This is a genomic window from Methanolacinia petrolearia DSM 11571, from assembly GCF_000147875.1.
Taxonomy (GTDB): Archaea; Halobacteriota; Methanomicrobia; order Methanomicrobiales; family Methanomicrobiaceae; genus Methanolacinia; species Methanolacinia petrolearia.
The window spans coordinates 360,759-374,358 of record NC_014507.1; the positions used below are offsets into that span (position 1 = coordinate 360,759).

The following is a 13,600-nucleotide window of genomic DNA, read 5'->3' on the forward strand; positions in this document are numbered from 1 at the left end:
GAATGTCTGTTCATGCCGGGGATTGGGATCTCCATGGTTTCTGTGATGTATGGTGTGGGGGTGTTGGGACATTTCTTCTATAATGAATTAGGGGATGCAAAGAGGTATTCGAGTGCATATGCCGAGTATTCCTGGAAATGGTCCTGTGCAAAATTAAGGATGTAATTATCGATCGTTTTACTGTTATTGGGGAAATGAACGTCTGAAAGGTATTTTTTAACCATCCTGCTGCGAATATGCGAATCTACAGGGAAGAGTTCATAGCGGCGGAAGGCAAAGATCAGTATCCATTCTGCAACAGTTGGTTTCACCCCTCTGAATCCCGAGATGATCTTTATTGCATCCTCTGATTTCATGGACTCGATCTTTTTTGACCACAGGGGGTCTTCTGCAACTTTTTTTGCTGCAGAATGGATGTTGTTGGCCTTGTATCCGAGGTTGCAGGTTTTCAGCTTTGACAGCCCTTCTTTAACCAGTGTTTCGGCTGTGGGGAATGTGTGGTAAATTTTCCCGTCAAGCTCGATCTCATCACCGAATTTCTGTGAAATTCTGGTAAAGCAGTCCTCTCCTGGGCTGGTGCGCTTTTTATTTATCGTCAGCTGGAAACAGAGGCATTCCCAGGGGTCCTGGCCGACCAGTCTCAGTCCCGGGTTGGCTTCTATGGCACTTTTCAGGTACATGTCGTCACTGAAAGAATCATAGAATTCTTTAAGGTTGTAATCCAGGGAAAAATATTCTCTATAGTATCTTTCTGAGCATCCCGAAAAGTATATTTTGTCATCGAGCTGTCTGGTTTTGATTACATTGTCTTTGACGACTCCGTACCACCAGCCGTTGACCTTTTCCCATCGCGGAGCCTGTCCGCTTGCAAGGGTGCTATCAAGGCTAAAAGGGGAGTCTTCATTGATCTCTATTGATCTATAACCCTCCATTTGAATCTTCTATTGCCCGGGTATATAGAAAAATATTGTTCCCTGCGAAAAAAATAAATTGTTATATAACAATATTATTTTAATAGGTGCTGGTACAGTTTATACTGTTTTCTTTGTCGGGGTTGATGGATGAGATTCTTTGTTGAAGATGCTGTCTCAGCGGTTATCGGTGTGATGCTGATGCTTGCTGTTACAATAATTATTGCCTCGACTGTGGCCGCCTTTGCAGGGGGTGCTTCAACTACCTTTGAGGATACTCCGTCGGCAAGCCTTGCGGTGTATTGTGACGGTTCTGTTGACGATGGTAATTTCAATATAATATTCGAGCATCTCGGTGGTGATAAGATTTCTACCGACGACCTGAAGATAGTTACCTGGATCGAGGATGGGGGTGGGGGTGTGATCAAGTCTAATCACACTGCCAAATCGCCGCGTTCGTCCTATGATCCATATTTGAGGCTTCCATGCGTCTATGACAGTCAGATGTCTCTATCTAACGATTCCGAGTTCGGTGAGGCATTGTGGAAACCGGGGGCTGTTGCAGGAACCGACAGCACTGATGCGACCCGGGAGTTTCTGGGAATTCCCGAAGGTGACTCTCTTGGTAATTATGGGGGCACTCCCGTGGAGGTTACGATCGTATACCTTCCGAGCGGAAATACGATCCTGAAGACGGAGTTCTTATTGGAGTAATTTTGCTATGAAATTTTATAGGGATCATTTATCCGGGCTCTCGGAGGTATTCGGTGTGATGCTTATGCTTACTGTCACATTGATAATTGCCTGTGTGGTCGCGGCGTTTGCCTGCGGTCATTCATTTGACGCCGTGGATGATTCAATCTCTGCAAATATTGTAGCTTCAGATTGGGGTAGGGACGATATTTCACCTTATATTATCTTCGATCACCTCTCCGGTGATCCTGTCGATCTCAACAGTATCGAGATCAACCTTGCTAACCGCTCTTCTGCCAAAGACAAGACTGTTGTCAGCAACAAGGATGGTCCTACTGGTTTTGATGGGAATAGTCATGCATATATTGAAAATTACGGGAATATTGATGACAAAACAGTGACTGTCGGCGATCGTTTTATCCTCCGTGTCGATGACGTGGTGGGCGATGAAATTTACTGGAAAAATGCAGAGGCCGGTACCGGTTTTTCCGTGCAGGCCGATGAATACCTGGATTACAGGATAATCGATTTAAGGTCGGGAAGGGCGATCAGTGCAGGTTCGATACCTGTGGAGATCTGACTTTTTTTAAGTATTTCTCTTTGCATTTTCAATTTAATTTTTTAAATTAAATATTTCGGTTTGTTTGATCTCTGTGGGCGAAGCGCGTGCAAATCCTCCTCCTGTTACTGGTGGGGATATTTATTGATCCTTTATCTTTCGGAATGAGATAATTCGATCTAATTCTCTGTTTTATTTCGCTGATTTGCAAACAGCATAATAATTTTAAAATAGTTTGTTAAACAACAATTAAAATTGTCCATCCTTAGACATCGCATCTTTCTCTTGGGGGCTGAATGACAGATCCGGCTTTTTTAGAGATTTATGCCATTATGGACGTTTTAATCCCATAATTTCGATCGGGCGGGGGGCTTGCACTTATTATGTCTGTTGTCCTGTCGAAAAAAGGGAAAATCGATAATGGAACTTTTTTCATTATCTCTCTCGATCAACAAAACAGCTGCATTCCTGTTATTTATCCGGGATGCGGTTTTCTGTTCTTTAAAATATTATTGTGCATTGTCAATCGCAATATTAAAATATATTTAGTTAGATCAACTTTATTTGCCCACAATGTGAAATGGTCTAAACCTGCATAGAGAGTGCACCGCAATCTGTCCTTTTTTTGCAGGTCAATCACCGTTTTGGGCGTGGCGGGCTGCACGGGGGACACTAAATACCTTACATCCGGTGGGGTAGATTATTCATCATAATCACTTTTATCCTCCTTTCATCTCGCTTTTAAACGAATTTAGGTGTAAAAATGAAAAAAACTACATTGATGCTATTTATAGCAGGAATGATGGTCCTGGCACTTTTCGTGCCGGCAGCAATGGCAGCGAGCTATCCGCAGAACGGGCAGTTCATTGCGCAATACGATGAGGATAAACTTGCGAAAGACACGTCATCGGAGAATGGAGGAACAACTTATTATGCCGGTGAGGCGACTAAGGCGGCTGCCTCGCTTGTAAGTGCGACTACAAGGTCTCTTGATCAATATGACTGGCCGCAGTTTATGTATGATGAGGCAAATATGGGGGATTCTCCATGTAGTAGTCTGCCGGATGACAACACTTCTGTTGTTATTTTTGATGACCGCGAAGTCATAGGGACCGTTAACCCTATTGTAGCAGATGGTAAAATTTTCCTTTATACTGGTTATGCAGGTTTTGACGAGCCCTCCGGACTCACTGAGATTAACCTTACCTGTATAGACGAAAGTACTATGACTGTTGACTGGGATTTCCCTCTCCCGCGAACACAGCATCTGGGTTCATGGGGTGCACCTGCAACTGACGGGACATATGTCTATGCAGCCTCGGACAACAAGATCTATAAGATCCGTATTTCCGATTGCTATGAGATGTGGAATTTTACTACAATAGAGAATGCTATGTGCAATGGCGGTCTTACAGTCACCGATGACTATGTCTTTGGAAGCGACTGGTATGGTGACTACTATTGTCTTTTCAAGGACAACGGCAGCCAAAAATGGGTTTTCAACAACTCAGACACTCGGAACTATGATATGACATATTCACAGTCGACACCTGCATATGATCCCGATGAAGGCACCGCAGGAATGATGTATGTCTGTGGATGGGGGTATGACAGCAATACTACTTACAGCGGCTTCCTGTACAAGGTAAATGTTGCCACGGGCAGAGAAGTTTGGAGTAAAGGCGTTGGAACCGGATATTCCGAATCATTCTGTGGTTCGCCGTCAACAGATGGTACCAATGTATATGTAGCGTCATACAGCTTCTCGAGCGACGGCAATTTGTATGCTTACGAAATTGACGGAACCTACATCAACAAGACGCCAATTGAGCGTACAGATGCCACGCCCTCGCTTGATACTGAAAATGACCTTGTATATGTATCTGGAGGATGGAACGGTGGATCATGGGGCAGTGCAGATCCTGGTGTAAGGTGCTTCCAGATGGATGAATACCTGACCCCCGTATGGGATCGTGAGAATGAGGAGATGGGCGGATGGACATGCTCGGTAGCCATTGGTGACGGATATGTATTCGTTGGTAAGGAATCTGGTGACATGAATTCGTTCTGCTACAACACAACCTATGCACTAAATGCCAGCACAGGTGCAACCGAGTGGTTCTATCCTGCAGGAGGAGCCACAGCGGCAATTGCAAATGACAAGGTTTACACTGCCGGAAATGACGGATTCCTTTACATATTCAGCTGAACAGATTGATCGTTCAGTTGAGGCAAAAGGATGATTCCCGTCATCTTCTTTTTTTTTAAATTAAACTATTCAGATACAGTTCCATAAAAAAACTGTAAAGCAGAAAATTTTGTCTTAAACCCGCAAATCTGATTTATTCACGCACAAAGTATTAACAAAGCATTCCAATATCATGGATTAGTGATGAAATGTTTCAGTCTGGGCTATAAGATATTATAAACTCGGAGAGCAGTTCTGATATACTTGGTTGTGAATTATTCTGTTTTCAGACATCGCAGGGTGCTGAAAAATTCCTCAAGAAAATATCGTGTGCATGTACTTCCAGAAGATTTTAACATACTGGTTTTAGATCTGACGAGGAAAACTGAGGAGATTTGATTAGTCTTTTGTTTTCCTGAAAAAAGAACCAATAATCAGATACTATGCATATCAAAATCAGATACCTTTGTGGTAGGTTCGGTAATTAAATCCTCATTACTATTTTGGAAAGGATGATACGAAAGAATACATCCGAAGGGCAGAATTGTTGTTTTCATCTTTATATGATTACAGGATCTAAGGGGCGTGGGCTCTCCGGGGATTATAATGATAAAATCGTAGTTCTGTCCATATGCTTCTTTTAATCAACATTGGAGAAATCGTGGCAATTAATTAACGTCTGGTCGCAGAAGTGATGGGTTCAGTATGGGATCACTTGTATTTCCGGCCTTCTGGAATAGCCTGCCGAAAAAAGATCATGGTCTCTGACTAAAACATATTGTCAAAGAACTGTTACCTGTGAAAGGGATCCTGAATTTATAAAGAAAGGGTTTTTTGTAAGAATTAGTGCCTTGATCCTTATTATCACCTCTGTTTATCATACTCATCATGTCTTCACTCATTGGTTTTATCCGGGAAGACGAGATCTCCCTGTCCAAGAATCTCTCCCGAAGGCTTGTGTGACAATATCCAGTTGTTGCCCGAACCGAACTCAAAGGAAAACGACTGGGTTATCCCGGCATCGTTTATGGCAACAATAGACCATGGCTGGCCTCCGTCGTCGGTGTATACCTTGAACTGGTCTCCTGTGCGTATTATGGTGTCATCTTCTGTTTCGGGACTGATCTTGACAAAGTAGCCGTAATGCTTGTTGTTAATCATATCAGCTAATTCATCAAGCGTGAAGTCTACTTCTCTGCCGGGGTCACCATAATAACTAAGCTCTATTCTGGTGACGATGCCCCATCCGTCCCAGCATGAATCTCCTACTTCATATACTGGTTCGAAAGCCCCGGAAGATACCTGCGCCCGTACCGAATCGTAATCGACAACTATACCTAGATCGTTTGAATTGAATGACATTTGCAGATCCTTGAGATCGATCGGGTCTCCTCCAAGGTGCGTGAAAGTAAGGCCGTGCTGGTCATTCACTGTTGATGGTAAGTGCACATTATAGTAGCCGGCCTGCACCCAATCTTCGTCTCCCGTCTCAATGTCTTCGGCATAAGTGGTGACTGATATCAGATCTCCTGTTGTCACGTCCGAATCGAAATCAAGCACAGGCTCTGATAGCACGACATTCGGTCCAGTCTTCTTGTCAAGCCCCATGTCTCCGGCTAAACCGGAGACGACCGCTGCAATGATTATTGTCACCACGAGCATCAGCATCACGCCTATCACTGGCGAAGCCGCCTCTGTTTCGCGATCGTTTTTTATCTTTTTCATTTGAAATCCTCCTGAAAATGCCGTAAACCCTGCCGAAATCTGCAGGACTGGCGGTTTTTACCTCAGGACAAACTCTCCTGTCTGGATCGCCTTCGCACTCTCCTTGTCGAGAATCATGTAATTGACATGCCCATAATATGGGATCGTGAAGTTAATCGCCGCATTGTCAGGTTTGAATATGAACGCCTTCTCCTCGGCATTGTTATCGTCGCAGGTGAGAACCATCCTGTCGCCGCCGGTTATGAAACCATCCGTATCTCCTCCCATCTCGCTGAGATAGTCATAATCGCTGTGGCCTGTCATATTGTCGAGGTTCGACAAAGTGATACTCCTGTCATCGTACTCTAACTGTACAAGGACCTCATCTATCAGGAGTTCGTCTCCGCCGGTGTGTTTGAACATGATCGTCCCGTTGCCGTCAAGATCGGGATCGACCGTGAATGCAACATTCGGTACTTTGCTCTCTGTAGAGCTCATTCCTCCTGCAAATCCCGATACAACTGCCGCGATGATTATAGTGACAACGATCATCAGCATTACTCCGATGACGGGTGAAACCGCTTCTGTCTTTTTACTAAACAACCTCATTGTACCCTCACGTCCTTGTCAAATATTGCCTTCTGGGAACTGGTGTCCACAAGCCTTATACTAATAATATCTCCTATTTCGACATCTTCCGGATCAAGGCCGGTTATTGCTTCAAATCCTTCTCCGTTGCCGGTCGTAATGATCTGGCCCGGGTTCCAGATGAAGTTCCCATAATTAGTGTCATCGTCTCCTACGTCACCTACTTTGACATCGGTCAGGTACGGGACTGTTGCATTTACGGTATTTCCTTCGGTATCAGTAAATCCCTCTACCGAAACGCCCTGCGTTCTCTCCTGGACCGGAGTGCCTGTTGAGTTTACATAGCTGACATAGAACCTGAGATCGGCTGTTTTGAGGGAATCTCCTGAGACATGCTTTAACGTCATCACTACGTTGTCTGCGTCCTCTTTCACGATACTGCACTGTATCGCCGCTGTGGGTGCTGTATTCTGGTTGTCGCTCATTCCTCCTGCAAATCCCGAAACAATAGCTGCGATAATCACGGTCACCACAATCATCAGCATCACGCCGATAACTGGTGAAACCGCATCTTCTCTTATTTCCATTTTCTTCATTTTTTCACCTTGAATTTCTAATTTATATAGCGATCACGCCTTCCGAGATGATCTGCCCGCTCTCCCTGTCAATTATCTTGTAGGTTCCGATCTCGTCGGTTGTCAGGTAAAAATCGGGATCCTCCCAGCCGAGGTATGCACCGTCAACTCCGCTTCCGTTGCCGTCACTGTCCGCAGTCAGGTAGAACTGGTTGCCCGTGGTAATCTGCGTATCTTTTGAATAGGAATAAATAGGATCAACCTTTTCAAGTTCGGATATGCCTGCAAAACTTCTTGTATCCTCCCCGTTTGTCAGTATTATATTGCAGTCCACAAGATCCACAAAGTCTCCTGATTCGTGGGTGAAAAGGAGTCCGTTGTCCGTTGCCTTGCATGATATAATTGCTGTTGGTGCCTTCCTGTCTTCGTCGGAATAGCCCCCGGCAAAACCTGAGACGACTGCTGCAATAATTATTGTCACTACTATCATCAGCATCACACCTATGACTGGTGAAACTGCATCTTCGGTTTTTAATATCATATCACAGTCACCTCGTCCGACCAGATGATCGTGTTGGCCGGTTCATATATCATGTTAATCTCGATCTTATCGCCTGCCTGGGGGGACGCTACATTAAGGAGATATTCCGGACCTCCGGTGAATTTCTCACCGGTGTGCCAGTAGCAGCCGGTTTCCCCGAAGAAATTGTCGGTACTTGTCCCTGTAAAACTCAGGAAAGCATTCGGGGTGTAGTGGGCGGGGCGTGTAACAGCTGATTTCGTAAATTCATAAGAACTGAGTGTGCCGTTTTCATCCTCGTGGTAGGACACGATCTTTAGGTCTGCCGTGTCGATCGCCTCACCTCCTTTCATGGTCGCCTCTACATAAGGTTCTACATCGCCATGGGTGCTGGCAATAACATATGCAGAATAAACCTTAAACTCGAAAGTGGCTACCGGGGTGTCTGTCGATGAGTCCGTAAGTCCTCCGGCAAATCCCGAGACGACTGCTGCTATAATGATAGTCACAACAAGCATCAGCATCACGCCTATGACTGGTGATACTCCGCTCTCTTTATCTTCCGGTAAAATGTTCATCAATAGATCACCTCTCCGCTGAAGATCGTTTTCCCGCTTGGAATGTGAATGATCTCAACCTCGATCGGCTCGTCGCCTACTGTTCCGGAAGTTATGATACTTTTGATCGACGCCTGATCGATCGTCGTATAGATGTCGCCCGGCATCATGGTTGAGTTGCCCCAATACTTGACCGGCACTCCATTTGAAACAGTACACGGATAACCGTTGTTTGAAACGAGTGAACCATTGCCTGCCTCATAATCCGTCGCATCAAAGTAATTTGCAGGGTCCATCGGATTGAGCGAGCCGTCTGTCGTGTGTTTGTAGATTCCTTTCACCTCGGTTCCGTCAATTGTGCGGGTGATGTCGTGGAAATAGGTTATGATCTTCAGTTCACTCGTATCCAGCGAATCTCCTCCGAGATGTGTGAAAACAAGTTTCGGGTAAGTCCCTTCAGTCTTCAGCTGCACATCCAATTGCGCAGTTGGTGTCTCTTCCTGGTCTGAGACCATACCTCCTGCGTATGCCGAGACTGCCGCGGCGATGATTATCGTCACGACAAGCATCAGCATAACCCCTATCACGGGAGAAACAGCCTCCAAACTCAAATCTCTATGCTTTTTTTCCATGCCAGATACCACCAAAGGTAGTAATTTCCAAACCAAATCAAATTGTTTTTTAACAATTTTTTTTGACAATGGATATTTTTTATTAGATTTTGAGGGCTGATAAATATAGTGAAATTAACCCTATTGCTAAAATTCATGTTTTTTGCATTGGTTTTGGTCAAAATGAGAAATTACTGTTAAATTTTTATTTTTACTGGCGTCAGTGCGACTGTGGGGTAATTGAGCATCCTCACTTATTGCCAAGTATAATTTATAAAAAACAAATTTTTTTTATTAGCGCTACAAACCTTACATGGAAGTTAAGTTCGGGTACATTCATGAGCGTCCTGAAAATAAAAAATCCCCGGGGAGTTGTATTTTTAATCATACTGGTCGTAATCGGCGTTTTAATAGCCGTACCGGCATCTGCCAGGTATCCCTCTCCTGAAGGATCAAATGCCGGAGTAAATCCCGGCGATACCGTGTTCAACGGGGAAAGGGGTCTCAATTTCTCTACTTTCCAGACTATGCCGCCTCTTGAGGCGCCTCTCTGGCTTGCCTGTGATGACAGCGGATCTGCGCTTGCCATGCAGACACTGAAAGATTCTGCCGTTCTCTCCGGGAGGCTTAATGTCGGTTCTTCCTATCTCGACAGGCCGTTTAAACTCTATAACGGTTCGTGGGGAAATTCCATCTGTATCGTCTCCGAACCGGATGGCGGGATAGAAATACGAACAGGAACAGCGCTCGGGACCGATGTGAACCCGGCGACAACCGATACCAAAACACCTGCTGTAATTCCTCTCAATATGAACGTCCAGTTCAAAATCGACTCGACGAACCTGAACAATGGGAATTTTGTCAATCCGTGGTATGAATACAGCCTTAAAACAGCCAGCGGTCTCAAACTGAGCACAGTTACAAATATGAACGGCGATTCCGTCTCACTCACGGATCTGATGGAAGACCCTACTAAAAACAATAATACCCTTGCATTCAGCATCGGCGACCAGAACCTGAATCCGGAGGAGGGGTCCTATGTGATGGAGTTTACTGCATATAACGGTCAGAACTCATTTTATACTGCAGAGTATGATTTCGATGTCGTCCGCTACACCCTCGCAGCGTCGGTATCGCCATCAACAGTTCAGATGGGCGATTCTACAACACTGACGATTACCGGGAGGCCTTATACCTACTACACGATCTCGATAGAAGATACGATGGAAGGGAAGCCCGAGCTCTCTCCCACCGGCAATTATGATATCTACGTGAACGAGTATGAAGCGGTAGTTCATCCCGACTGGAGCGGAACTGTCACAGTCCAGCTCAATATCCCTGAAGTAGAAGGCGATTACAGCCGCACGACACGAAATTTCTACCCGAAGATCTATGAAACCAATAACCCGGATACCTATACAACTGCTCAAATTACCGTGGAGCCGGGAACAAGTAAGGATATAGAGCTCTACGATCTTCCGCTGAGCGACGAACAGTATTACTGTCTCGGCGATACCATTCCGGTAGAAGGAACACTCGCCGCCGCTGCGAGCGATGATATGTATATCTACTTCTACATAACCGGCTACAATCTTGATTCTAACGGAGACAAACCCTCAAGTCCTTCTACCGGGGTCGTAGATTATGACAACTCTACATTCGATTATGTGAAAATTTCGAAAGGAAGTGCTGAATTCTACTTTGACTGGGATACATCGGGGACGGGGCTTTCATCAGGGACATATACAATTTTTGCAACTACGGAGCCTGTCGGTTATGAAAGCCGCGGGCTTTCCGAAGAAGAGGTCAAGGATTATCTTGCCGTAGATTTAAACGACGCCTCGATAAACGTTAAATTCCCTGAAGAAGCTCCCGGCTTTTTTGCCCAGGGTGACCATGTTGTCTCTCTCTGGTCTGCAAGAGGCAGCCCTAACTCCTCCTCTTACACCGGCACTATCCGCTACTGGATCATCGGGAAGAATTTCAAATATACAGGTTATACACAGTTTCCTCTCCTGAAGGTAGATTCGGACAGCACTGATGCAGAGCAGTTAAGCATACTTGCCGAGGATAACGATTTCCCCGGGTACTCGGGCCTGAACCTTCCCCGGAGTTTCTCGAATAACATGAGCGAGGGCAGCTTTTATGTTATATACCAGCACCCCATGAACAACCAGGTTTTCGATGTTCTCCCCGAAGAAGGGAACAGCTATTCAGGAACAATAACAACAATTGTCACTACCAGCGGAAAGACTATCGATTTCTCGTCGCTCCAGTCGGATTCGGCACTTGCCGCAATTGAAGAAGCATTTGATTCGCCTTATATCGACGACACGATGGTTAAACAGAAATTCGTCATAGAAAGAGCGAGAGTAAATGTAGACCCGGTCATTGACTACGAGGTCGGGGAGGCAGTACCTATCACGGGTACTACAAATCTTGAATGCGCAATAGATTACCCGTACAACCAGATCGATCTTTCCGGGGACAGCCTGACGCTGGCGGTCTATGAGGCTGATATGTATTACTCCGGAAAGACCCAGAGCACATACAGGGTCTACAGCGACAGTACGCACCCGGGAAGAGATACTGTCGACCTGGACTCAAGGAGTTTTTCTTTTGAAATTCCTGCAGACATCTCCGCACAGATGAAACCCGGGGATTATGTAGGTGTAATGAAATGCGAAGAGATCAAGTTCGAAAAGCCCTTCCTGTTTACCCTGCACGAAGAAGGATACGGCAAAGAGCAGGCATCCGCAAGCCAGAATGTTGGTGAAGGACTTTCGGATCAGCCGCAGTCTACTAAAAAGACCGCTACTGCCACATCACAATATACGCGTTCTGCGACGACCCGGGCAACAACAGAACCCACGGCAAAGTCATCGGGACCAGGGCCGTTATTCTACATAATATCACTTTCATCCGTTGCGTGGGCGGTATTGTACCGGAAGAGGAGGTGAATATATGGATCTCGCGATTAACCAGGACCTTCTCTCCAAAATTACAATTGCAATCGTTATTGGTATAGTCATTGTGGGTGCGATTATCGGCCTTAAGGTCGCAGGATTTCTTGGAGGGGATGAATCCGGAAGTATAACCTCAGGTCCGAATTCATTATCTACAGCTACGGAAAGTTCGTCGACGATCAGAACCCAAACCTCATCACAAAGTACAAATGAAGATTCCGATGAAAAAGTCGTAGATTTTAACTGGACTTATAAGGATAAACCCTTTTCAATAGACTTCACAATTGAAAATTCGACTTACAACTCCTTCAAAACGAATCATCCGTTATATTCTTCCGATGAAGAAACCGGCGATGTCATCACCGAATATATTGTAACAGACGGAGACGGCGGGCTTGTCAGGGGGCTTGCAAATTATATACTGGAGCAGTCGGTGGAGAACGGCTGGGGCGATTACGACACAATCATGAACACGATTGCCTGTATAGAGCAGTTCGGACCGGGAGACTTTGAAAATACCGCGAACGACGGCAGCTACAGGTACCCGCTCGAAACGGTGTGGGAAGGCGAGGGCGACCGGGAGGATATGAGTATCCTTGCTGCGTCAATTCTTGATCAAATGGGATATCCTGTTGCGATCATGGTCTATCCGGACCAGTATGACCGCGGTCAGGTAATATGGGAATATCCTGCAATCGGTATCAGGTGCGAAGAGGGAACGGACGGTAAGACATATACGGTTCTCGGGAGCCTGCCTGTCGGAGACGTGAACTGCTACATCCAGGCGGGTACCTTCAATATACCGTCCATGCAAAGTTTCAAACCCGAAAACGGTTATTTTGAAGGAAACGGGGCTGTCGAATATTCCGGCGGACAGACCGCTGCCGCCGGAGAAGTTTCATGGGATATTCCTGCCGCTACACTGGAAACACCCGAAAATTTCACTACCCGGCCCGGAATGGTGCCGGTTGTATGCAGAATTGAAAATGCATCCTGGGTTGCCGGTGATTCATACGTGTATATCGACGTACTCAACTCGTCAGTACTTCCCGGCGAGATCCCCGGGGAGCTTTCAAAGGCCGAACCCGTAATATTCGATTCTTTGATCGACCCGGAAAATGGCATAGAGATCGTCCGCGACGATGAGATAGACTCTACCATGACACCCCTGCTTAGGAGACCGTCTCCACTGGAAGAGATATCTGATACGGAGTTTAAGGCCGGTATTTCCGAGTTTCTCGGACTTCCGCCCGGTCCTGTCGGCCTGGTGGATGAGATCAACGAGGCAAACAACGCCCTGGAGGACGAGTACTGGGAGAACGTATGGTACGATACGAATGTGAACTATTATGACCAGACCTGGTACCTCAATGTCATTAATTACGAGATCGCCGAGCCCGTGCTGCTTTACACGAAATCGAACGAGATCTATGTATCGCCACCGTCGGCATGGAGAATAGAATGTGTTGCCCGGCCGGTAGATCCTCCCGACAGGGATCTTGATGAAATATCCTCATTTTCCGATATAAGAATTGCAGTCTTCAGGGTGGACGAGGATAACGGAACCGCAGAACTTGCAGGGGAGATGTCTTACGGTTATAAGACCGGGCAGGAGAACGTGAAGTATCTTCCTTTCTATGAAACCGGAAACTTCTACATTGCCGTCTTTGTAAGAAACTGCGAAGCTGAAATCTCCATCCAGGTGCACGGCAGGGGAGCGGCCTGATA

General features: G+C 45.9%; 12 protein-coding genes. 5 read left to right on the forward strand and 7 right to left on the reverse strand.

The annotated features are described in order from the left end of the window. Nucleotides 1-77: 77 nt before the first annotated feature. On the reverse strand, nucleotides 78-932 hold the full coding sequence (locus tag MPET_RS01800; RefSeq protein ID WP_013328310.1) for a DNA-3-methyladenine glycosylase family protein: 855 nt from the start codon (nucleotides 930-932) through the stop codon (nucleotides 78-80). Nucleotides 933-1,061: 129 nt separating this feature from the next. On the opposite strand from MPET_RS01800, the gene MPET_RS14325 reads away from it, so the two are divergent. The 3 genes from MPET_RS14325 to MPET_RS01815 all read left to right on the forward strand — a co-directional run bounded on the left by MPET_RS14325 (nucleotide 1,062) and on the right by MPET_RS01815 (nucleotide 4,372). Next, complete coding sequence (locus MPET_RS14325; RefSeq protein ID WP_013328311.1) at nucleotides 1,062-1,625, forward strand: type IV pilin N-terminal domain-containing protein; 564 nt, start codon at nucleotides 1,062-1,064, stop codon at nucleotides 1,623-1,625. 7 nt (nucleotides 1,626-1,632) lie between these two features. Then, the gene (locus MPET_RS01810) at nucleotides 1,633-2,184 is read left to right on the forward strand and encodes a type IV pilin N-terminal domain-containing protein (RefSeq protein WP_013328312.1); all 552 of its coding nucleotides are present in this window, start codon (nucleotides 1,633-1,635) and stop codon (nucleotides 2,182-2,184) included. Nucleotides 2,185-2,926: 742 nt separating this feature from the next. Further along, nucleotides 2,927-4,372 (forward strand): PQQ-binding-like beta-propeller repeat protein, encoded by a 1,446-nt coding sequence (locus MPET_RS01815; RefSeq protein ID WP_083773162.1) that lies wholly within the window; start codon nucleotides 2,927-2,929, stop codon nucleotides 4,370-4,372. A gap of 873 nt (nucleotides 4,373-5,245) precedes the next feature. On the opposite strand, the gene MPET_RS15435 is transcribed toward MPET_RS01815, so the two are convergent. From MPET_RS15435 to MPET_RS14345, 6 genes are read right to left on the reverse strand one after another with little or no spacing between them, the layout of a single operon-like run. Next, nucleotides 5,246-6,076: a type IV pilin N-terminal domain-containing protein gene (locus tag MPET_RS15435; protein ID WP_013328314.1), complete on the reverse strand. Its 831-nt coding sequence runs from the start codon at nucleotides 6,074-6,076 to the stop codon at nucleotides 5,246-5,248. Nucleotides 6,077-6,133: 57 nt separating this feature from the next. After that, complete coding sequence (locus MPET_RS01825) at nucleotides 6,134-6,664, reverse strand: type IV pilin N-terminal domain-containing protein (RefSeq protein WP_013328315.1); 531 nt, start codon at nucleotides 6,662-6,664, stop codon at nucleotides 6,134-6,136. Then, nucleotides 6,661-7,239: a type IV pilin N-terminal domain-containing protein gene (locus MPET_RS14330; RefSeq protein WP_013328316.1), complete on the reverse strand. Its 579-nt coding sequence runs from the start codon at nucleotides 7,237-7,239 to the stop codon at nucleotides 6,661-6,663. Before MPET_RS14330 ends, MPET_RS01825 begins: the two co-directional genes overlap by 4 nt. A 22-nt stretch (nucleotides 7,240-7,261) precedes the next feature. After that, nucleotides 7,262-7,759 carry a type IV pilin gene (locus tag MPET_RS15225; RefSeq protein WP_013328317.1) on the reverse strand — a complete coding sequence of 166 codons (498 nt, stop codon included), beginning with the start codon at nucleotides 7,757-7,759 and terminating at the stop codon, nucleotides 7,262-7,264. Continuing rightward, nucleotides 7,756-8,316 carry a type IV pilin N-terminal domain-containing protein gene (locus MPET_RS15230; protein ID WP_013328318.1) on the reverse strand — a complete coding sequence of 187 codons (561 nt, stop codon included), beginning with the start codon at nucleotides 8,314-8,316 and terminating at the stop codon, nucleotides 7,756-7,758. Before MPET_RS15230 ends, MPET_RS15225 begins: the two co-directional genes overlap by 4 nt. Next, entirely contained in the window at nucleotides 8,316-8,927 is a 612-nt protein-coding gene (locus tag MPET_RS14345; RefSeq protein WP_013328319.1) for a type IV pilin N-terminal domain-containing protein, read from the reverse strand. Before MPET_RS14345 ends, MPET_RS15230 begins: the two co-directional genes overlap by 1 nt. A gap of 317 nt (nucleotides 8,928-9,244) precedes the next feature. Between MPET_RS14345 and MPET_RS01850 the strand changes: the two genes are divergently transcribed. Together MPET_RS01850 and MPET_RS01855 are read left to right on the forward strand one after the other, a co-directional pair. Further along, nucleotides 9,245-11,866 carry a DUF3821 domain-containing protein gene (locus MPET_RS01850; RefSeq protein WP_013328320.1) on the forward strand — a complete coding sequence of 874 codons (2,622 nt, stop codon included), beginning with the start codon at nucleotides 9,245-9,247 and terminating at the stop codon, nucleotides 11,864-11,866. 4 nt (nucleotides 11,867-11,870) lie between these two features. Then, entirely contained in the window at nucleotides 11,871-13,598 is a 1,728-nt protein-coding gene (locus MPET_RS01855; RefSeq protein ID WP_013328321.1) for a hypothetical protein, read from the forward strand. Nucleotides 13,599-13,600: the final 2 nt, after the last annotated feature.